Origin of the sequence: Arthrobacter sp. JUb119 (assembly GCF_024807995.1) — a bacterium.
GTDB lineage: Bacteria > Actinomycetota > Actinomycetes > Actinomycetales > Micrococcaceae > Glutamicibacter.
Genome location: NZ_JANUFE010000003.1, coordinates 170,363 through 191,490, shown reverse-complemented (window position 1 = coordinate 191,490; position 21,128 = coordinate 170,363). Strand labels below are relative to the sequence as shown.

Annotated in this window: 16 protein-coding genes and 1 riboswitch; of the genes, 6 read left to right on the top strand and 10 right to left on the bottom strand. The window is 61.4% G+C overall.

The annotated features are described in order from the left end of the window. Positions 1 to 127: 127 nt before the first annotated feature. Genes M2368_RS09880 through M2368_RS09870 form a run of 3 tightly spaced genes read right to left on the bottom strand, consistent with a single transcriptional unit; the run spans position 128 to position 2,990 of the window. Positions 128 to 760, bottom strand: a complete 633-nt coding sequence (locus M2368_RS09880) for a LutC/YkgG family protein (RefSeq protein WP_332594596.1) — start codon at positions 758 to 760, stop codon at positions 128 to 130. Continuing rightward, positions 757 to 2,208 carry a LutB/LldF family L-lactate oxidation iron-sulfur protein gene (locus tag M2368_RS09875; protein WP_498724521.1) on the bottom strand — a complete coding sequence of 484 codons (1,452 nt, stop codon included), beginning with the start codon at positions 2,206 to 2,208 and terminating at the stop codon, positions 757 to 759. The genes M2368_RS09880 and M2368_RS09875 overlap by 4 nt, the downstream gene beginning before the upstream one ends. A 17-nt stretch (positions 2,209 to 2,225) precedes the next feature. Beyond that, positions 2,226 to 2,990: a (Fe-S)-binding protein gene (locus tag M2368_RS09870; protein WP_105656268.1), complete on the bottom strand. Its 765-nt coding sequence runs from the start codon at positions 2,988 to 2,990 to the stop codon at positions 2,226 to 2,228. Positions 2,991 to 3,136: 146 nt separating this feature from the next. On the opposite strand from M2368_RS09870, the gene M2368_RS09865 reads away from it, so the two are divergent. The 4 genes from M2368_RS09865 (at position 3,137) to M2368_RS09850 (ending at position 7,535) form a co-directional block, all read left to right on the top strand. Beyond that, entirely contained in the window at positions 3,137 to 4,813 is a 1,677-nt protein-coding gene (locus M2368_RS09865) for an L-lactate permease (protein ID WP_105656269.1), read from the top strand. A 24-nt stretch (positions 4,814 to 4,837) separates the two neighbouring features. Continuing rightward, complete coding sequence (locus M2368_RS09860) at positions 4,838 to 5,545, top strand: FadR/GntR family transcriptional regulator (RefSeq protein WP_426733511.1); 708 nt, start codon at positions 4,838 to 4,840, stop codon at positions 5,543 to 5,545. 174 nt (positions 5,546 to 5,719) lie between these two features. Continuing rightward, positions 5,720 to 6,490, top strand: coding sequence for an SDR family oxidoreductase (locus M2368_RS09855; protein WP_105656271.1), 771 nt, complete (start codon positions 5,720 to 5,722; stop codon positions 6,488 to 6,490). Continuing rightward, entirely contained in the window at positions 6,480 to 7,535 is a 1,056-nt protein-coding gene (locus tag M2368_RS09850; protein ID WP_105656272.1) for an L-idonate 5-dehydrogenase, read from the top strand. Before M2368_RS09855 ends, M2368_RS09850 begins: the two co-directional genes overlap by 11 nt. 76 nt (positions 7,536 to 7,611) lie before the next feature. Here the strand turns inward: M2368_RS09850 and M2368_RS09845 are convergent, their stop codons facing one another. Beyond that, positions 7,612 to 8,163 carry an OsmC family protein gene (locus M2368_RS09845; RefSeq protein ID WP_133834033.1) on the bottom strand — a complete coding sequence of 184 codons (552 nt, stop codon included), beginning with the start codon at positions 8,161 to 8,163 and terminating at the stop codon, positions 7,612 to 7,614. 31 nt (positions 8,164 to 8,194) lie between these two features. Beyond that, positions 8,195 to 8,316: riboswitch (SAM riboswitch) on the bottom strand. 140 nt (positions 8,317 to 8,456) lie between these two features. Here M2368_RS09845 and M2368_RS09840 point away from each other — a divergent pair. Then, the gene (locus M2368_RS09840) at positions 8,457 to 11,672 is read left to right on the top strand and encodes a DEAD/DEAH box helicase (RefSeq protein WP_105656274.1); all 3,216 of its coding nucleotides are present in this window, start codon (positions 8,457 to 8,459) and stop codon (positions 11,670 to 11,672) included. Positions 11,673 to 11,734: 62 nt separating this feature from the next. Here M2368_RS09840 and M2368_RS09835 read toward each other — a convergent pair whose 3' ends face one another. Further along, positions 11,735 to 12,178: a MarR family winged helix-turn-helix transcriptional regulator gene (locus M2368_RS09835; protein WP_181148765.1), complete on the bottom strand. Its 444-nt coding sequence runs from the start codon at positions 12,176 to 12,178 to the stop codon at positions 11,735 to 11,737. A gap of 423 nt (positions 12,179 to 12,601) precedes the next feature. Between M2368_RS09835 and M2368_RS09830 the strand changes: the two genes are divergently transcribed. Beyond that, entirely contained in the window at positions 12,602 to 13,399 is a 798-nt protein-coding gene (locus M2368_RS09830; RefSeq protein WP_105656276.1) for a dioxygenase family protein, read from the top strand. Positions 13,400 to 13,486: 87 nt separating this feature from the next. Here the strand turns inward: M2368_RS09830 and M2368_RS09825 are convergent, their stop codons facing one another. From M2368_RS09825 to kdgD, 5 genes are all read right to left on the bottom strand, one after another. Next, positions 13,487 to 15,448, bottom strand: a complete 1,962-nt coding sequence (locus tag M2368_RS09825) for a S8 family peptidase (protein WP_426733516.1) — start codon at positions 15,446 to 15,448, stop codon at positions 13,487 to 13,489. Between the two features lie 580 nt (positions 15,449 to 16,028). Beyond that, positions 16,029 to 16,970 carry an AEC family transporter gene (locus tag M2368_RS09820; protein ID WP_402696924.1) on the bottom strand — a complete coding sequence of 314 codons (942 nt, stop codon included), beginning with the start codon at positions 16,968 to 16,970 and terminating at the stop codon, positions 16,029 to 16,031. Between the two features lie 122 nt (positions 16,971 to 17,092). Beyond that, entirely contained in the window at positions 17,093 to 18,421 is a 1,329-nt protein-coding gene (locus tag M2368_RS09815; protein ID WP_402696925.1) for an enolase C-terminal domain-like protein, read from the bottom strand. 3 nt (positions 18,422 to 18,424) lie between these two features. Then, positions 18,425 to 20,026: an aldehyde dehydrogenase (NADP(+)) gene (locus tag M2368_RS09810; protein WP_402696927.1), complete on the bottom strand. Its 1,602-nt coding sequence runs from the start codon at positions 20,024 to 20,026 to the stop codon at positions 18,425 to 18,427. Positions 20,027 to 20,076: 50 nt separating this feature from the next. Then, a complete protein-coding gene (gene kdgD / locus M2368_RS09805) occupies positions 20,077 to 21,015 on the bottom strand; it encodes a 5-dehydro-4-deoxyglucarate dehydratase (RefSeq protein ID WP_105656281.1) in 939 nt (312 codons plus the stop codon). Positions 21,016 to 21,128: the final 113 nt, after the last annotated feature.

Sequence of the window (21,128 nt, the reverse complement as noted above, 5' to 3'; positions counted from 1 at the left end):
GGACCTGAAGGGTTTTATTGCCGGCGGCTAGGGCAAGAAGCCGACAGCACACTTAAATGCACTCGCGGCCGGTTCCCCTGGAGGTTTAGGAGGGGGGAACCGGCCGCGAAAGCTTATTGCGCCAGCCTTACAGGCCGCGAACCATCAGGACGTCCAAGGTACGCGGGCCGTGCACGCCTTCAACGCGCTCCAGCTCGATATCACTGGTGGCCGACGGGCCGGAGATCCAGGTCTGCGGACGGGTGATGGCCAGTCGCGGCATGGCTTCTGGCAGCAGGCGCACGATCGAGGAGATCGGCACGATGCACACATGGTGGTCGGGTACCAGCGAAATCGCGCGGCGGCCCTGGTTTGGCTCGCCATCAAGGATGATGGTGCCGGACTCGGCGACCGAAACGGCCGACGAGGTGACCACGGCGCTGGTTTCATCCAGTTCGGCGATGCTCAGCCGTGCGCCCGGGGCATCGATGCGCTGCTCGACCTTCTCGCCCAGCCCTGAGAGCCAGTCGGTGTCCAAGCCATGCGGGTAGACAACGCTGGAGGCTCCCGCCAGCTTGGCCGCTACGTATTCCGGGATCTGCGCGGCGTCAATGACGTCCACCCCGGCCTTGTAATCCACCAAGCGGTCCACCAGCAGGTCGATGAGCTCAGCTTCACCCATATCCGAGGTCTTGCGGTATTCGCGGGGTACCTCTTGGGCGACGGGAGCATCGGCTAGTGCCGAGCGGATCCGTCCCAGGATTTCGTCTTTTGCGCTCACTTGGACTCCTTCTCGTCGCTCCACCAGTCGCGGAAGGACTTGTTTGGCGGGGCGGGAATGTCACGGCTGGCGGTCCACCCTGCGGCGATGCCCGGAAGCTTCTTGATCTTCTTTTCCTTGCCGGACATCAGCCGGCCCAGCGGCAAGGCCTTTTCGAGCAGGCCGAGGTTCTTGCCCTTGCCCAACGCCCAGGAGCCGCCCTTCATCAGCAGATCCATCTGGGTCGGGAGCTTGTGCTTGTCGCGGTTGGCATCCACATCCTCGCCGCGCAGGTGCACGAGGATTTCCGGGATGTTGATCTTCACCGGGCAAGCGTCGTAGCAGGCGCCGCACAGCGAGGAAGCATATGGCAGGGAGCCGTTTTCCTCGACCTCGATGCCGGTCAGCAGCGGGGAGAGGATTGCGCCGATCGGGCCCGGGTAGGTCGAACCGTAGGCGTGGCCGCCGGTGCGCTCGTACACTGGGCACACGTTCATGCAGGCCGAGCAGCGGATGCAGTTCAGCGCGGTGCGGCCGAAGCGGTCGGCCAGGGCGCGGGTGCGGCCGTTATCCAGCAGCACGATGTGCACGTTCTGCGGGCCATCGTCTTCGCTCACGCCGGTCCACAGCGAGGTGTAGGGATTCATGCGCTCGCCGGTGGAAGACCGCGGCAGCAGCTGCATGAAGACTTCGAGGTCCTCCCAGTGGGGGAGGACCTTCTCGATGCCCATGACGGTGATCAGGGTTTCGGGCAGGGTCAGGCACATGCGGCCGTTGCCCTCGGATTCCACTACACCCAGGGTGCCGGTATCGGCCAGCGCGAAGTTCGCGCCCGAGATCGCGACCTTGGCGGAAAGGAACTTCTTGCGCAGGTGCTTGCGGGCAGCTTCGGCCAGCTTGGCTGGCTCATCGGTCAGGTTCGGATCCACTACCGGCATTTCCTTGAGGAAGATGTCGCGCACCTCGGTGCGGTTCTTGTGGATCGCCGGAACCAGGATGTGGCTTGGCTTGTCGTTGCCCAGCTGGACGATCAGCTCGGCAAGGTCGGTTTCGAAGGCTTCGATGCCCTCGGTCTCCAGGTGCTCGTTCAGGCCGATTTCCTGGGTGGCCATGGACTTGACCTTGACGACCTCTTTCGAGCCGGTCGCCTTGACCAGCTCGGTAACGATCTTGTTGGCTTCGTCCGCGTCACGGGCCCAGTGGACAATGCCGCCCCGGGCGGTGAAGTTCTTCTCGAACTCTTCCAAACGCTCTTCGAGGTTGGCCATCGTCAGGTTCTTGATGGCGCTGCCGGCGTCGCGCAGCTCTTCCCAGTCCGGAAGCTCGCCGACGACGTTCAGCCGCTTGTCGCGAATGGTGTGGGTGGCGTGGCGCAGGTTCTTGCGCATCTGGGTGTTGCCCAGTTCGCGGTGCGCGGCCTTGGGGAATGGCTCGGTCTCGAACAGGTTGCCCTGCCCGCCGGCAGGCATGCCGAGGAATACCTGAGTCACAGTGACACCGTCTCTTCCATGGTGCTGGCCAGGATATCTGCCAGGTGCAGGGTCTTTGGCTTGGCTCCGGTGCGCGAAAGTCCGCCGCCGATGTGCATCAGGCAGGAGGCGTCGCCGCCCGCGCAGGCCGAGGCGCCGGTGGAGCAGATGTTCTTCATCTTGTCTTCGAGCATTGCCGTGGAGACATCGGAGTTCTTGATCGAGAAGGTACCGCCGAAGCCGCAGCACTGGTCAGCTTCCGGAAGCTCGTTGACGGTGATGCCGCCGACGGTCTTGAGCAGATCAAGTTGCCGATCGCCGAGTTTCAGCGAACGCATGCCGTGGCAGGAAGGGTGGTAGGTGATGGTCTGCGGGAAGTAGCTGCCCAGCTGCTCGGCGGCGTTGGTGATCCCCAGGACATCCACCAGCAGTTGGCTCAGTTCATAGGTGCGCTTGCCCACGGCAACTGCGCGTTCCTTGAGCTCCGGCTTGCCCAGGCGCTCTGCCAGGAAAGGGTGCTGGTGCTTGACCGAAGCAACGCAGGAGCCCGAGGGGGCCACCGCGACGTCATAGTCTTCGGTGTCGAAGGCATTGATGTGGTTTTCGACCACGGGCAGGGCTTCAGGCATATAACCGGAATTCATGTGCATTTGCCCACAGCAGGCTTGCGCCTTGGGGAAAATGACTTCATGGCCCAAGCGTTCCAGGATTTTCACTGTCGACTTGGCGGTTTCCGGATACATAGCATCCACAATGCACGTGGCAAAGAGAGCAATTCGCATAATAAATGACTCTTTCAGGGTGTGGTCAGACCATACTATGCCACGTACTTCGTAATAGTCAAGACTTGTTGTGATAGCTCTCACCTTGTACTCTAGGTGGTCGGACCACATATGGTCAGACCATCTCGAGTAAGGACGCCCACACCGTGTTTACACCCTCCACGGATCCGATCGCGGGGAGCATAGCTGTTTCAGCGCTCATCGCACTGATCCCGCTTGTAGCCTTCTTCGTACTTCTGGCGGTAGTCAAGGTCAAGGCCCACTGGGCCGGCCTCGGCTCGCTCGCTGTTGCCATCCTCGTGGCGATCTTCGGCTGGAACATGCCGGTTGGATTGGCATTGAACTCCGGACTGATGGGCATGGTCTTCGGTGCCTTCCCTATTGTCTGGATCGTTGTCATGGCGATCTTCCTCTACCAGGTCACCGTCAAGTCGGGCCGCTTCGAAGACCTGCGCCGCGTCTTCGACGTCATCGGCGGCGGCGACGTGCGCATTCAGGCCGTGCTGATTGCTTTCTGCTTCGGCGGCCTGCTTGAAGCGCTGGCAGGCTTCGGCGCACCGGTAGCGATTACCGCCACCATGCTGCTGGCATTGGGCCTGTCGCCGCTGCGCGCAGCCTGCGCCGTGCTGATCGCCAACACCGCCCCGGTGGCCTTCGGCGCCGTGGCGATCCCGATCACCACCGCCGGTGCCCTGACCGGCATCCCGGCTGCCGACATCGGCGCCATCGTTGGCCATCAGTCCCCGCTGCTGGCGCTGTTCGTCCCATCGATCCTGGTCCTGATCCTCGACGGCTGGCGCGGCATGCGCCAGACCCTGCCGGCAACGCTGACCATCGGCATTTCCTTCGGTGTCGCCCAGTGGCTGTGCTCGACCTACTTCTCCTATGAGCTGACCGATATCGTTGCTGCGCTGGTTGGTCTGGCCGCCGCAGTGATCCTGCTGCGCTTCTGGACTCCAAAGGGTGCCGACGAGGCACGCCAGCGCGTGCTGACTGCTGAAGCCGCCGCAATTCCATACGAGGCCAATGCCAAGCTGCACCCGGTCAACACCTGGATGGCTTTGTTCCCGTACCTGCTGGTTATCGTCATCTTCGGCGTGGCCAAGCTGTGGAAGCTGGGCGTGGACATTCCTGCATGGCTGGCAACCACGGACATCAAGTTCGGCTGGCCAGGACTGGACGGCAAGATCCTGAATGCTGATGGCGAAGCGGTATCTTCGACCATCTACAACTTCCAGTGGCTATCCTCCCCGGGCACCTTGCTGCTGATCACCGGCCTGATCGTGGCCCTGGTCTACGCGAAGAACGACGGCAACGGCAAGTACAAGATGACCTTCGCCGAGGGTGCTGCCGAAATCGGCAAGACCGTCTACAACATGCGCTACGCCGCGCTGACCATCCTGTCGGTCCTCGGCCTGGCTTACGTAATGAACCTTTCGGGCCAGACCATCACCATTGGCACCTGGCTGGCAGGCACCGGCGCATTCTTCGCCTTCCTGTCGCCAATCCTGGGCTGGATCGGCACCGCGGTGACCGGCTCGGACACCTCGGCCAACGCGCTGTTCGCCAAGCTGCAGCAGACCGCTGGCATCAATGCCGGCATCGATCCGAACCTGCTGGTTGCCGCCAACACCTCCGGCGGCGTGGTCGGCAAGCTGATCTCCCCGCAGAACCTGGCCATCGCCGCTACCTCGGTGAAGATGGAAGGCCAGGAGTCGGTGATCCTCAAGAAGGTTGCCGGTTGGTCCGTAGGCATGCTGCTGGTGCTGTGCTGCTTGGTTTACCTGCAGTCCACCCCGGTTCTGTCCTGGATGCTGCCTTAGCCGTGAACGGCTAAAATAGATCCGATGCCAGTAAACCCAGCTCCGCGTGCGTACCAGGTTGTTCTCCAAGCAATTGAAGAGGATCTGCGCAAGGAGAAGCTCTCCGTTGGAGACCAGCTTCCCGGCGAGCGTGCGCTCGCGGAGCAGCATGGGATCTCGCGGGCCTCGGTCCGCGATGCCATCCGCATCCTTGATGTGATGGGCATTATCAAGACTTCAACCGGCTCCGGGCCCAACTCCGGAGCGGTGATCATCTCCAACCCCTCGGCTGGCATTTCGCAGGCATTGCGCCTGCATCTGGCGGCCAAGGGGATCAACGTCCGCGAGATCGTCGAATCTCGCATCTTGCTGGAAACCTGGGCAGCGCAAATGACGCCGCGCGATCCAATCCATGCCCAGCAGGTCATTGACCGCACCGCGGTGCTGATCATGCGCATGGACGACGCGCAGCTCTCGCGCGAGGCCTTCCACCGTATTGATGCCGAGTTCCATGTGCTCCTGGCCTCCATGGCCGGCAACGCGGTAGTGGAATCGATGATGGAATCGCTGCGCAACTCGATCAGCGACTATGTTTCCGAATCGGTGCCCAGCGATGAGGCCTGGCAGCCGGTGGTGCGCATCCTGCGCCGCCAGCACAAGGCCATCCACCACGCGTTCGCGACGAACCAGCGCGAACGGGCGGCCCAGCTGCTCGAAGAGCACATCAACTGGTTCTACTCGCAGACCCGCTAGATCCGGCAGGATAGTTTTCAAATAAATAAGTCGGACTTTATGGCCCCTCGCACCTCTTATATCTGATATGTTTTTTGGGGAAGCGACGGGGCTACTTTTTCGGATACAGCAGCCGGTACATACCGCTGGTGAGTTCCCGTCGATGAACCATCGACACTTCATGCGAGGGAACTCATGAGCCAACTTTTTGACCTGACCGGACGACTGGCCCTGGTGACCGGGTCCTCCCGCGGTATTGGCCGCGAACTTGCCCGTGCCCTGGCCGATGCCGGAGCCACCATCATCCTGCACGGCCGCGATGCGCAACGCTTGGCCGAAACTGTCGCCGAATTCGGCACCCGCTATGGCGCCGAAAGAATCCATAGCGTCTGCTTCGATGTCACCGATGATGCCGCCGTGCGCGAGAACATTGCCGCCATTGAAAAGACCATCGGCCCCATCCGCATATTGGTGAACAACGCCGGTATCCAACACCGCGTTCCGATGCTGGAATTGGAAGTATCCGACTGGCAGCGTGTGATTGACACGAACCTCACCAGCGCATTCCTGGTAGGCCGAGAGGTCGCACGCTCCATGGTGCAGCGTGGCGAAGGCAAGATCATCAACATCTGCTCGGTGCAAACCGACTTGGCCCGCCCCACCATCTCCGCCTATAGTGCGGCCAAGGGAGGCCTGCGCAATCTCACCCGCGCCATGACCGCCGAATGGGCTGGTTCGGGACTGCAAATCAACGGCATCGCACCGGGCTACATCCACACCGAGATGACGCAGAATCTGGTGGATGACGAGAAATTCAATTCCTGGATTCTGGGCCGCACCCCGGCTGCCCGTTGGGGAACTGTCGAGGATCTGGCCGGACCAGCAGTCTGGTTGGCCTCGGATGGATCGAACTACGTGAACGGGCAGACCATTTTCATCGACGGAGGCATGAGCGTTGTCGTCTAATTCCCTCGCCACCAGCACGTTGGCCGTCGTGGCCCATGCAGCCGATGATTTGCGTATTGAACAAATCGAGCTGGCAGCGCCGCGAGCAGATGAAGCACGCGTTGCCATCGCTTACGGCGGTATCTGCGGATCAGACTTGCATTACTGGAGCCACGGCGCCGCCGGGGAATCGATCCTCAAGGCTCCAATGGTTCTCGGGCATGAAATCGTCGGGACCGTCATGCAGGCCGCCGCTGACGGCAGCGGGCCGGCAGCCGGAACCAAAGTCGCCGTGCACCCGGCAACACCAGGCGAGACCGGGGAACCCTACCCGGCCGACCGCCCGAATCTTTCCCCGGGGTGCACCTATCTGGGCTCGGCCGCCCGCTACCCGCACACCGAGGGCGCATTCGCCCGCGAAGTGAACCTGCCATCACGCATGCTGCGTGAGCTGCCTGCTGGCTTAGCACTGCGTGATGCGGCACTGGCAGAACCGGCTGCGGTTGCTTGGCATGCGGTGTCGCGCGCCGGTGAAGTCGCCGGCAAGAAGGCGCTGGTTATTGGTGCTGGGCCGATCGGAGCTCTCGCTGTAGCAGTGCTCAAGCGTGCCGGAGCCAAAGAAATCATCGCAGTGGACATGCACGAGAAGCCGTTGGAAATCGCCGGGAAACTCGGTGCCACTTCAACTTTGCGCGCCGATGACCAGGAAGCTCTTGCCCAGGTGGGCGCGGACGTGGTGATCGAGGCCAGCGGCAACTTCCGCGGGTTGGCCTCCGCCGTGCGCGGTGCCGTGCGCGGCGGTCGAGTGGTCATGGTCGGGTTGCTGCCCTCAGGAGAACAACCCGCACTCATTTCGCTGGCTATTACCCGCGAGCTGGAACTGGTTGGTTCCTTCCGCTTCAACGACGAAATCGACCATGTGCTTGCTGCCCTGGCCGACGGTTCACTGCAGGTTTCCGAGGCGGTAACCCACGAGTTCCCGGTCGCCGATGCGCTTGAAGCCTTCGAAACGGCCAAGGATTCGGCTCGCTCCGGCAAAGTCCTGCTGAACTTCCTGGGGCAATAGTTGGCTTCAGCTAGAAGTGCACCGCGGCGGCCCCTGAAGTCGGGGGCCGCCGCGGTGCTTTTTAGTTCAGCGAACTCTAGTTGGTCTCTGCGATGCTTACCGCGGTTGTCACGGGCACCGGATTGGCGAAGAGGTCCAGCACCGGGCAGTGTGCATCCACTGCGCGGCGCAGTTCTTCATAGCGTTCAGCTGATTCCGGTCCGGCAATCCGGATGTCCAGATCCACCGACGAGAAGCCGGGGCGGATGGTCTGGTCGATGCCGAAGAGTCCGCGGACATCGAGGTGGCCATTGGCCTGGATCTTCACGTCGTCCACCTGGATGCCGAGGTTCTGCGCGTACAAGCGGTAGACCACAACCTGGCAGGAGATGAGCGCTCCGAGCGCGTATTCCACGGGGCTTGCGGCCAGGTCGCTGCCGCCCAGGGCAGCTGGCTCGTCGACCTGGAAGGTGTGCTTGCCGGAGACAATGTTGCTGGCTACCGAATCGAAGCCTTCGCCCTCGACGGTGAAAGTCAATTGGGCACTTTGCGGGGCAGCCGAAATTCGTTCGCCCCAGCCCTTGCCTGCTTCCTGCAGGCGCTGTGCGCGGTCTTCGGATACGGTTGGGGCAGATGCTGCATTAGTCATGGGGAATTGATCCCCTTTCTGGCGCAAGGGGCGCCATCGCTTACGCATCTTGGCGTTCAAGATGCGTCGAATCTTCACCTGGGGCACCCCGCACAATGACGCAGGAGGGTTGCCGTCCACTCAGCCAGGGCTCAAAGAGTGGAACTCGTGATTCAGTGATTAATTTCTATCGGTTGCAGGGCCCGCGGGTAAAGGGCAGAAGTAACTTTTCGTCACCGGGCATCTTGCTTTCCGGCTCGCTAAGATGGAATCTAGCTCTCGGGCGCCCACTGCACGAACAATGAACGGCGAGTATGGAATTCCAGCTGACACTTTCTGCGGCCCAGACCTTGGTGACCGAATCCGAATACAACCTGGGCCAATTCCTGTGTGATTCCGGAAAAGTGCAGATCGCCAACCGGGTAATGCAACCGGGATCTACCCGCATCTCCGGTGTGGTGCTGCGTGAATCGGTGATGGCCCAATTGGAAATCACCGAGGGCAATATCAGCTTCACCAGCTTCTGCGGCAAGCATCCGGGGGTTCAGTCCTGTGAAGATGTCGCCGCCTTGCTCATTGAGGTCACCACCGAAGAAGACCAGGGCTTTTTCGTCTCCGACTCCGGGGTGGATCCCCACGCTTGGAAACGCAATAGCAAGCCGCAGTGGGAACGTACCCTTGACCGTCTGCTTCCAGTCATTTCCGATGAGCCGCTGGTTGCCGAAGAACCGCTGGGATTGATCCTGAAAGTGGTAAGCGAACCGCGTTATGGCGGCGAGGACGCGCTGACCTTGCAGGCACGCCCGGCCCGCCAGGGCACCAAGAGCCCCTGGATCCAAACCGGGATCAGCTGGCGCAATGTTGCTTTTGATACGCGGTTCTCCAAGAAGCAGCGTCGTGCGGTCGTTGAACTGGACCGGTTGCGTGAACACGTTGAACAAGATACTTATCGCCATTCGTGGGATCCCAAGGAGTGGATCTCCTTGATGGATCTTCCAGGCCAGGACCTGCTGGATGCGTTCGAAGCCCTGCGTGAAGCTGGAGTGCAGATCGTCAACGGCGGTTCTACGGCCAAGGCCCCGGTGGAGTTCAGCGAGCAACCAGCCATGGCACACGTGGATGTGCGTCGCGGTGAACATGGCCTGAGCATGGAAGGGAAGCTGCGCGGGCCGAGCGAAGAGCACGTCTACCTCTTGCCCATAGGCACGCCGCCGACCTTGTTGGCTTACGCGTCCAGCCCCTTGCCGAAGGCCAGGGAAATCGGTTTGGCCCGGTTCGCTGAACCGGTCACGAAGGAACTGGCCACATTTATTGAATCCGGTGCGCAATCCATCCCGCAGGAAGGCGTTGAGCTTTTCGAGCGCCAGCACCTGGACCGATTGCGCCTGATGGCACCGTTGAAGAGCGAGGATGACAGCTACAGCATCCCTGTTCCAGCACGCCCCAGCCTCAAGCTGTCCCTGGAGAGCATCCGAACTCCGCTGACCGTGAGCTATTCCTGGGAGTACGCCTCCGCGGGCCCCCGCCAGTATGCCGTGGAAAAGGAAATTGCTGCTTCGGTGCAGGACAAGCTCGGCGCGCAGGCTTCCTTGGGGCAACTGACCTCTTCAGGAATCTTCCCGCCGAAGGAATTCAGCACCTCCGAATCCATCGATTTCTTGGTCTACGCATTGCCGCTATTGGCAGAGCATCCCGATGTGGTCGTTGAAGAGCAGAACAGGCTGCCGAAGTACCGGATCAGCCACGCCCCGGCCGCTGTCAGTGTCGAAGCCGGCGAAAGCACGGGGGACTGGTTCGACTTGTCTGTGGAAGTGCTCCTGGACGAGACCAAGGTCCCGTTCCCACTGCTGCTGGAGGCCTTGACCAAGCAAGATGAGTATCTCGTCCTCGATGACCTTACGGTGATCCCGATTGATGGTGCAGATTTCACGCAGCTGCGCCAGCTGATATCAGAGGCCGGGGAGCTGGGCACGGTGCAGGGCGATACGATCCGCATCCATAAGTTGAGCATCGACTGGTGGCAAGAACTGGTGGATCTGGGCATTATCGAAGCCCAGCACAACCAGTGGCTGCAGACCATGAAGGCGCTGCAAAGCGGTGAAGAAATGCAGCCGGTCCAGCTAGCGGAAACGTTCAACGCTGAACTGCGCCCGTATCAGGGCCACGGCCTATCCTGGCTCAACTTCTTGCGTACCCATGATCTCGGTGGCGTCCTTGCCGACGATATGGGTCTGGGCAAGACCGTCCAGTTGCTGGCTTGCCTTGAACAAGCGCGCGTCGAGGATCCTGCCCAGAAATTCCTGGTGCTGGCTCCTACCTCGGTGGTGGGCAACTGGATCAATGAGGCGCAGCGATTTGCGCCGCAGATGAGAGTCACCGGCATCACTTCAACAGCTAGAAAGAGCGGCCAAAGCATGGCGTCGCAGATCGGTGACGCCCAATTGGTAGTTACCAGCTACACGATCTTCCGCCTGGCCTATGAGGATTTTGAAGCCGCCGGATTCAACGTCATGATCATGGACGAGGCCCAGCAACTGAAGAACCATGCCTCCAAAGGCTACAAGCAGGCCCGGCAGCTGCCAGTGCCGTGCAAATTCGTGGTCACTGGCACTCCCATGGAAAACAACCTGCTGGAACTGTGGGCGTTGGTCTCACTGGCTGCACCAGGCCTGCTGGGCGGTGCGAAGTCCTTTAAGGACAACTACCAGAAGCCCATTGCCGACGGAGACCAGGAGCGCCTGGAGCGCCTGAAGAGCCGACTGCGTCCGTTCGTGCTGCGCCGTACCAAGGAACAGGTCGTTCCAGAGTTGCCGGCGAAGACCGAGCAGGTGCTGGAAGTCGAACTGGAGCCGGGGCACCGCAAAGCTTATGACCGCCGCTTCCAGCGTGTGCGGCAAGAAGTTCTGGGGCTGGTTGACGACGTTGATTCGAATCGCTTCCAGATTCTCCAATCGCTGACCTTGCTGCGCCAGCTGGCCTTGGATCCGTCCTTGGTAGGCGAGGGCGATGCTCCGAGCGCGAAGCTGGAAATGCTGCGCGAACTCATGGGGGACGCGGTTTCTGAAGGGCATAAGATTCTGGTCTTCAGCCAATTCACCAGTTTCTTGGCCAAGGCACGCGACGTCGCTGAAGAGCTGGGCATTGAGCACGGATACCTTGATGGGTCCACCACTGGCCCAAAGCGCAAGGAACTGATTGACGGTTTCAGCGAGGGAGATTTCCCGGTCTTCTTCATCTCGCTGAAGTCCGGCGGCTTCGGCATTAATCTCACTTCCGCCGACTACTGCATCTTGCTGGACCCATGGTGGAACCCGCAGGCCGAAGCCCAGGCTATTGACCGGGCCCACCGCATTGGGCAAACTCGTCCGGTCTATGTGTATCGCTTGGTGGCAAAGGACACCATCGAATCCAAGGTGCTCGCGCTGCAGGCCAAGAAGACGCAGCTGTTCAATGATGTCCTGGGAGAGACTGCCCAAGCCGCGCAGAGTGCTGCGTTAAGCGCCGATGATTTCCTGGCGCTGATGGAGTGAGCCTAAAAAGCTGAAGCCTTGGAAACCAGAAGGTCTCCAAGGCTTCAGCTGATGATCGGGGACTAGAGAATCTGTTCAAAACTGTCGTTGAGGCGGTGCAGGAGATCTCCAAAATTCTTCAGTTCGGAGGCTTCCCATTCCTTGAGCTGGCGGCGCAGTTCCTCACGCAGCGTGTTACCGCTGGAGCGCCATTTTTCCTTGGCGTTTTCTGTTGCCGAGACCAGCTGGGCTCGGCCATCGGAAGGATCCTGGGTGCGGGTGACAAGTTCCAGAGACTCGAGGTGCTGCACGAGGCGGGAAATAGTCGCCTTGTCCAGACGCAGTTTTTCTGCGAGTGCTCCCTGTTGCTGGGCTTCATCACGGATGACCACTGCAAGCAAGCGGTACCCCGGATCCTGCAGGTCCGGGTGGATGATCTTGGCGCGACGGATCAGCATCTGGCGGGCGCGCAATAAGATGGCGGTGAATTCTTCTTCGACCGTCTGCATCAGTTCTTCTTCTTGCATACAAACCATTCTAAAGATTAATGGTCAATAAGTCTGATATTGGAGACCGCAGCCGTTCGAAGCCGAAGTGTTGAACGTACTGCGAATCCCCAGCTGAGCGTAATTAATGGCTTGGAAAAGACTGGCCAGGCAACGCCTGATGCCTGCAAAGCCGTACAGTTCCACTGCTCCGGCGCAGCTTAGGACCGACTTGCCAATTGCATTCGTGATTAGAGAAGCAATAGATTCCCGCCGCCGCTCAGAAGCAGAGCAAGAAAGCCATGGCCTCCGTTGCCGCTGGCGTTGGACCCAACGTGGTGCGGCGAAGCTGTCCGCACTGTCCACGGCCCTCTTGGAGAGCATTGAGGGTCTTGCATGAATTGGATATCGGGATTCATGAAAATAAAGCTTGACGCTTCAACTAATGGTTGGTAGTTTTTAATCATGAATCAGCTATCCGATACCCCTCCCGTCTTGTTCCTTAGCCATGGTGCACCGCCACTGGCCGACGACCAGCGCTGGACCCAGGAGCTGGCTAGCTGGTCCGGCACTTTCGAGAAGCCGAAAGATATTCTGATGATCTCCGCGCACTGGGAAAATGCGCCGGTGACGCTGAGTGCTACCCAGCAGAAGAACGAATTGGTCTACGACTTCTGGGGCTTCGACCAGAAGTACTACGACGTTCGCTACGATGCGCCAATGGCGCCCGAGCTGGCCAATGAAGTCGAACGGCTGACCTCGGCTTATGGCCATCACGTGGAGCGCGACGAGACGCGTGGGCTGGACCATGGCGCCTACGTGCCGCTGAAGGAAATGTTCCCGGATGCGGATGTACCTGTGGTGCAGATGTCCATGCCAACACTGGATCCTGCAGGACTCTTTGATCTGGGCAAGAGCTTGGCGCCCTTGCGCGAGCGGGGAACCTTGATCGTTGGTTCCGGATTCACCACCCACAACTTGCGCTGGTTCAACCCAGCCGGCGGGCCGGATTCGGCGCCGCCATCGGCCTCCAGCGAGTTCGACCATTGGGCCGAGGAGGCAATGGCCCGCGGGGATGTGGACTCCATCCTCGACTTCCTGCACAAGGCCCCGGCGGCCCGCGAAGCGCACCCGCGCTCGGAGCATTGGGCTCCGCTGTACGTTGCGCTGGGTGCGGCATACGCCTCGGGTGGAATTGATGCCAAGACGGCAATTGACGGTTTCTGGTACGGCCTGTCCAAGCGCTCCTGGACCTTGAGCTAGGCGATATCCCTATCTTTCCCGCAGCAAGCGCGGCACCGATTGGTGCCGCGCTTGCGCAGGTAATAGTGGACTTTTCTGGTCGATCCTCTAGCTGGCGGCTACCGATGCATCATCAATGCGGAACAAGGTAGCCTGCGAGCTGTCTTCCACGCCCTTGAAACGCAAAGTAACGGTCTTACCGCGGAAGTTGTTCAGGTCAACAGCCTGCAGTTCGTACGACGAGCCGGCATCCAAGTTCGACCAGGTGCCCATGTTGTAGGTTCCGTAGCCGTCCAGAACCTGTACGGTCAGCTTGTCGTACTGGCTATAGGCAGTAGTTTCATTGGTCAGCACATGCAGGTAGAACTCCAGCTGCGCATTGGTGGCATCTGCCGGGATGGCGACCTTCTGGTCCAGGGTGTAGGTGTTGGAATTGCCCCAACCATTCAGCCCAGCTAATCCGCTGCCGGAGCGGGCTGCCGAGCCGGACTCGAAGGTGTCGGCGCGGTTGGCGGTCCAGTAATCCGCCCCGTTCTCGAAGCCAGCATTCTTCAGCAGGTTGCCGCTTGGCTCCGGATCCGGAGTTGGCTCCGGGGTTGGTGTTGGGTTGCTGCCGTCCAGGGCATTCATGATCTTGGCGGCATCCACCAGTCCGGCGCCGCAACCGATGCTGCAACCGCCTGGCATCGCGCGGGTGCCCTGCTTCAACGCAGTTTCCACGGAGGCGGGGGACATCCCAGGGTCTGCCGACTTCATCAGTGCGACCATGCCCGCTACGTGCGGGGTGGCCATGGAAGTGCCCTGGTAGAAGGCATAGCCCTGGCTGGATGGAGTAGTGGTGCCGGTATTGATGGTGGACAGCACGCCTTGGCCGGCGTAGCGGGTGTCGCCACCAGGTGCGGTGACGTCAACGGCCGAGCCGTAGTTCGTGTAGTACGACGGAGCGCCCGAAGGGTTGCTTGCCGCTACGGTAATGACGTTTTCGCAGTTGGCCGGGCGGGAATTCGAAGCGTTCTGGCTTTCGTTGCCGGCGGCAACTACCACCGAGGTGCCGCGCAGAACCGCGGCGTTGATGGCCGCCTGGTAGGTAGTTCCGCAAGCGCCGCCACCGCCCAGGGACATGTTGATGGTGTCTGCCGGGGTTGGGTTATTGGCAATTCCCGGGACCGAACCGCCCGAAGCCCAAATGATGGCATCGGCGATATCGGACAGGCTGCCGCCGCACTTGGCCAGGACGCGGACCGGCTGGATCTTGGCATCCGGGGCAACTCCGGCCACGCCGCTGGAGTTGTTGGTGACTGCGGCTACGGTGCCGGCCACGTGGGTGCCGTGCCAAGAGGAATTGCCCGAGTAGCTGCCGCCGCATTCGCCGGCGGCGTACCAGTCGCCCTCATCCTGGGGGTTCGCGTCGCGGCCGTTGCCGTCGCGGGCCGAGGTAGAGCTGGAGACGAAGTCGTAGCCGGAAACGATGTTGGCGTTCAGGTCCGAGTGCGAGGTGATGCCGGTATCCAGGACAGCGACGATGCTGCCCTCGCCGGTGGCGATGTCCCAGGCCGAAGGCAAGCGCATCCCGTTGGTGCCGCTGTAGTGCCACTGCTCGCCGTACCGGGTGTCGTTAGGCGTCATGGAAATCTTCATAATGGCATCGGGTTCCACCGATTCCACGAGACCAGACTGCGCAATATCGGCCATGAACTCCTTGGCGCCTTTGCCCTTGAGTTTCTTGTCGGCCTTCACCACGAAGCTGCCGGTGGCCATGGCTCGCATTTCCTTGACGGTAACGCCTGCTGCCTTGGCTGCTTTGCCCCAGGCCTTGGCGCGGGAGGACTTGCCCGTCTGCGTGGCTGAAGCCTTGTAGGTGACGATGAACTGGTCGTAGGCCTCGCCTGATTGAACCGAACCGATCTTGACCTTGTCTTCGCCATTTGCCTTGGGGAGGGACTTTTCAGCGGGAGCCGATACGGGGGAGGCGGTAGCTGGCAAGGCGCCAGCGCCGAAGCCGCTCATGCCGATCACTACGGCCGCGGAGACGGCCAGGGTTCTCCGAAGAGGGGTAGAAAAACGTGCCATTGATGTTCTCCTTGTAGGGTTTTTGGGCGCACAAAGGTCGGTGATCAATCGATGTGGTGTGTGCCGGTAGGAGCGTAACTGCTCGGCAACTCCTAAAGGAAGTACTTCTCAAATAAATCTTTTATATTCGCTCATGTACTAAAAAGGTGTTTCACATATTTCTGTGGAACTATCCCGGCGGACTCGCAGATTCGAAAAATGAATGATGGTTATCTGCATGTTTGGGGAGTTCGAAATTTTCAGATCCGCACTGACCATGGAAAACACATAATTATTTGCATAGCGAACGCTATCTTTCCAAAGTTGTTTCACGCTAGAAGTACATTCCGGGATCCAGCTCTCCTGGCGTCGAAGCCTTGGTCCAAGCGTGCTAGGTATCTTGGCTAATTCATTGAATAAATGGCGTCCCTCCGGATTCGGCACCGTGCGATGGCTGATAGCGCCTTGGTTGCCAGCTCATCGGCTGGACGCTTGGCCAGCCCATCAGTTCCGCCGAGTTACCGTTCGGGAGACAGCTGGCAACGGATTGCTTCGGCAGGCCCAAGATGCCCACCGGCGCGAATACCGGTGCTGCACGTATCTAGCCCAGCAAGAAGGCAATGACCAGCACACTGGGAAAGGTCAGCAGGGTGCTTGCCAGCACCACTTCGCGCGGCACGGCGACGGGCAACTTGAATTGCTGGGCAAACAGCAAGACGTTTTGCGCGGTTGGAAGCGCCGCCATGATCACTACTCCGAGAAGTTCGATTCCGGATAGGCCGAAAACGAAGCGGGCAACGAGCCAGGCGAGCAAAGGCATGAAGAACACCTTGAACGCGGTCGCCAGATAGATTTCGCCGCGCAGGTTCTTATCTGACAATGGACGCTGGCCGTATAGCGCCATTCCAAAGGACATCAGCAACAGGGGGATGGATGCGTCGCCAATCATTTGCACTGGCGCATGAATGACTTCGGGCAGTGCCAGGCCAAAGAAGGAGAACACCGCACCGAGGAAGGTCGCAATAGTGACAGGGTTGGCGATGGGCTTGAGGATCATTTTCGCACCGGGCAGGCTATCCGCGCCACCGGACTTGGCGCGGGAGAGCACCGCGAACATGCACAGGTAGACGGGAGCGATGATCAGCAACTGCGCGATGAGCACCGACACTACGGGACTGGTGCTGCCCACCGCATAAAGGGCCAGCGGCACACCGATATTTCCAGCATTCACATAACTCGTGGACATGGCCGCAACGGGCAGCCGATGAGCTGGAGTCTTGAAGGTCAGCCGCGCGACCAAGGCATAAGCGGAGCCGGTCAGCACGGCAACCATCAAGGCTATCGGGGTGAATACACCAACCACCGCATGCAGATCGGTGCTGGCAAGCAGAGTGAACATCAGGGCGGGGTTGGTGATGTAGAAGATGAGCGGGGTCAGCCCCTGGGCAATGGCCGCGCGTTGTCGCGGCAGCGCGACCGACGTCAGCAGGCCGATGCCGATGAGGATCAAGACAACGGAGAATCCCTGTAGAACTCCTTGCATATTGCCTTTCCCGCCCGGTACTGGTGTTCCCAGCTCCGGGGCTTCTCGAAGCCGTGGACGGCGAGGGTGCGAATGCTCCCTCTACCGTCCACGGTGCATTATTCAGATTCCCTGGCAGCCCATCAGCGAACCAGCGCGGGACTCTTCGAATCGAAGGTCCAGCCGGGAATCAGGTATTGCATGGACACCGAGTCGTCACGCGAGCCCAACCCATGTTCCAGGTACAGTTCGTGGGCTTGGGCGACCCGATCCATGTCCAGGCTGACACCCAAGCCGGACCGCTGCGGAACCTTGATCTCTCCGTCCCGAATCACCAATGGTTCCTCGGTCAGGCCCTGTCCATCCTGCCAGATCCAGTGGGTATCGAGTGCCGTGATCTCGCCCGGAGCAGCGGCGCCGACCTGGGTGAACATCGCCAGCGAAATGTCGAAGTGGTTGTTCGAGTGCGACCCCCAAGTCAGTCCGAACTCGTTGCACAGCTGGGCAACGCGCACTGAACCGGACATGGTCCAGAAATGCGGATCTGCCAGGGGGATGTCTACCGCATTGGTGCGCACCGCGTGCGCCATTTCTCGCCAGTCAGTCGCAATCATGTTCGTGGCGGTCTGCAGACCGGTCGCCCTGCGGAATTCGCTTATGACCTCGCGGCCCGAGAAGCGGCCCTCAGGGCCGCACGGATCCTCGGCATAGGCCACCACTCCACGCATGCGCTTGCCAAGCCGGATAGCATCTTCGAGCAGCCAGCCGCCATTGGGGTCAAGCGTGATCCGGGCTTCGGGGAAGCGTTCCTTCAAAGCGATGACAGCATCGACCTCGGAGTCCCCGTCCTGGACGCCGCCCTTCAGCTTGAAATCCTTGAACCCGTAACGTGCCTGCGCCGCCTCGGCCAGGCGCACCACGGCTTCTGGCGTCATGGCTTCCTCGCGGCGCAAGCGCTCCCAATCGTCGTTGCCCTGCGGTTCGCGCAGATACGGCAGATCCGTCGTATCCGGGTTGCCCACGTAGAACAGGTAACCGAGCATCGGAACCGCGTCGCGCTGCTGCCCATCGCCGAGCAGTTCGGCCGCCGGCACTCCGAGGAACTGGCCGTGCAAATCCAGCAGTGCAGACTCAAGTGCGGTGACTGCGTGCACGGTGGTGCGCAAATCGAAGGTCTGTGCACCGCGTCCGCCGGAATCGAGGTCTGCGAAGCGGGCTGCCACCTGGCGCAGCAGCGAACGGTAAGTCGCCACAGGGGCGCCGGTAATCAGTGTGCCGGCCTCCTCTATGGTCGAACGGATCGCTTCGCCGCCAGGTACCTCGCCGAGGCCAGTGCGGCCTTCGGAGTCAGTGATGATAGCGATATTGCGCGTGAAGAACGGCCCGTGCGCCCCGGAGAGGTTCAGCAGCATGGAGTCATGCCCGGCGACCGGGATGACCTTCACCGAGGCAATGGTGGGCTGGGAAGTCATGGATTATTCGCCTTTCGCCTGCAGGACGCCGTCAATCCGGCGGGTCAACTTCCACGGATTGTCTTCCGCGATGGGCTTGGGCAAAAGCGCGTCCGGGAAGTTCTGGTAGGCGACCGGGCGCAGGAAGCGCTCGATGGCCAGGGTGCCCACCGAGGTGGTCCGCGGGTCGGACGTTGCCGGGAACGGACCTCCGTGCACCATCGCGTGGCCCACTTCCACACCGGTTGGCCATCCGTTGACCAGGATGCGCCCGACCTTGGTTTCCAGCGTCCCGATGATCTGCCCTGCGGCTTCGTGATCCGAATCGTCCAGCTGCAAGGTGGCGGTGAGCTGGCCTTCCAGCCGGCCCAGCGCGGTTTGCAGCTGTGCGGCATCGGCGTAGCGAATCACCAGCGAGGCGGCTCCGAAGATTTCGTCTTGCAGCACCGGGTTGGCCAGCAGCTGCTCCACTCCAGCGGTGTAGATGGCCGGTGCCGGAGCGTTCTCGGTTGCCCCTTCGGTGCCACGGCCCAGCAGTTCGACACCGTCCTGGCTGCCGAGCGCTTGGACACCAGCGGTCCAGGAATTGTAGATTCCCTCGGTGAGCATCGTCTGCCCGGAAGTTTCCGGTGCCTGGCCGCTGACGGCGCGGGCGAATGCGTCGCCGGCAGCTCCAGTGGGAACAAAGACGAGACCCGGTGCGGTGCACAGCTGCCCGGAAGAACCGACAACAGAAGCCAAGTAGGCCTTGGCCTGCGCAACGGGATCCTGCGCCAAAGCTCCTTCGAAGAAAATCACCGGGTTGATGGAGCTCATCTCGGCATACACCGGGACAGGTTCCGGTCGCGCGGCCGCGGCGGCCATCAGGGCGGTGCCGCCGGCCCGCGAACCGGTGAAGCCCACGGCCTTGATGGCCGGATCCTTCACCAGCGCCTGGCCGATCGACGCGCCGGGGCCATAAACCAGGGAGAAGACTCCCGGGTGCAGCCCGAAGTCGGCGACGGCCTTGCTGATGGCATGGCCAACAATCTCGCTGGTTCCGGGGTGCGCATTGTGGGCCTTGAAGACCACCGGGCAGCCGGCAGCCAGCGCGCTGGCGGTGTCGCCGCCGGCGGTGGAGAACGCCAGCGGGAAGTTCGACGCGCCGAACACCGCGACCGGGCCCACCGGGATCTTGCGCTGCCGGATGTCCACGCGCGGGGCCGGGGTGCGCTCTGGCAGGGCCGGGTCCACGCGCACGCCGTGCTGGTCGCCCTGGCGTACCACCTGCGCGAACAGCCGCAGCTGTCCGGTGGTGCGCCCGCGCTCGCCGGTCAGGCGCGCCTCGGGCAAGCCGGTTTCGGCCATGGCGCGAGCGACCAGTTCGGCGCCCACTGCCTCGATGTTCTCCGCGATGGCTTCCAGGAACTCTGCGTGCTTCGACGGTTCCAAGGACCGGAAGGACTCGAAGGCCTCGGCCGCCGCAGCGGTGGCCAGCTTCAGCTGCTGCTCATCGATGAGGCTGTAGGCAGGTTCCAGGCGCTCGTTGGTCGCCGGGTTATAGCCGTTGACCTTGCGCCCGTTGCCTTCGGTGCTGGCGCCGGCGAGGATGGACTGGCCGGTGAGGTTCTGCGTGGTTGTGCTCATGAATTGCTCCTGAGTCGACTGATTGGTGTGTCGTAAAGTGCCAGTGCTGGTCAGAGGCTCGCGCCGGCGGGAACGATCCCTGCCTGCTGGATCAGCGCGGACAGGTCCGCCAGGTCCTGCTCGGTCAGATCCTGCAGCGGCGGGCGCACCGAGCCGGAGTCGCGGCCGATGGCCTTCAGCCCGCCCTTGACGATGGATACGCCGTAACCCTTGACGCGGTCGCGGATTTCCAGGTACGGCAGCACGAAGCGGTTCAGCTTCTCGTTGACCGCCTTCAGGTCCTGGGCGCGCACATCCTTGTAGAAGTCCAGCGCGAATTCCGGAACGAAGTTGTACATGGCCGAGGAGTAGGTGCTCATGCCCAGCTGCAGCAGCGGCAGCGCGAAGGTCTCCGCGGTAGGCAGCCCGCCCAGGTAGAACAGGCGGTCGCCGTTCTTGGCGTACACCTTGGTCAGGTGCTCGATGTCGCCCAGCGCGTCCTTGAAGCCGATGAAGTTCTCGTGGTTATCGGCCAGCCGGGCCACGGTGTCCGCCGAATAGATCGCGTTGGCGCGGTTGTAGACGATTACGCCGGTCGTCGTCGATGCGCAGATGGCCGACGCGTGCTGGTAGAGCCCTTCCTGGTCGCATTCGGTCAGGTACGGCGGCAGCAGCAGCAGGCCTTCGGCCCCTGCGGCCTCGGCGTCTTGCGCGTTCTGGATGGCCTGCTTGGTCGAACCGCCGGCCGAGGCCAGCACCGGAACCTTGGAGCCGGCTTCTTCCACTGCCATGCGGACCACACGCGAGGCCTCTGCCGGGGTCAGCGTGAAGCCTTCGCCGGTGCCTCCGGCGGCGAACAGTCCCGCGACGTCGAAGCTGGACTGCCAGGCCAGGTGGTTGCGGTAAGCGGCCTCGTCGATTTCCAGGTTCGCGTCGAATGCGGTGACCGGGAAGGAGAGCAACCCGTCCTTGAGCTTGGAGGCAAGTTCGGCGGGGGTGTACTGGGCCATGGTTTGTTCCTTTGACTGGTTCCCACCTCAGGCGAGGCGGGAAAGCTGGGGGGCGGTGCATTGGTATTACCCTCAGCCTAGGAACCCTCTATGATGCCTGTCCAAGCCCATAT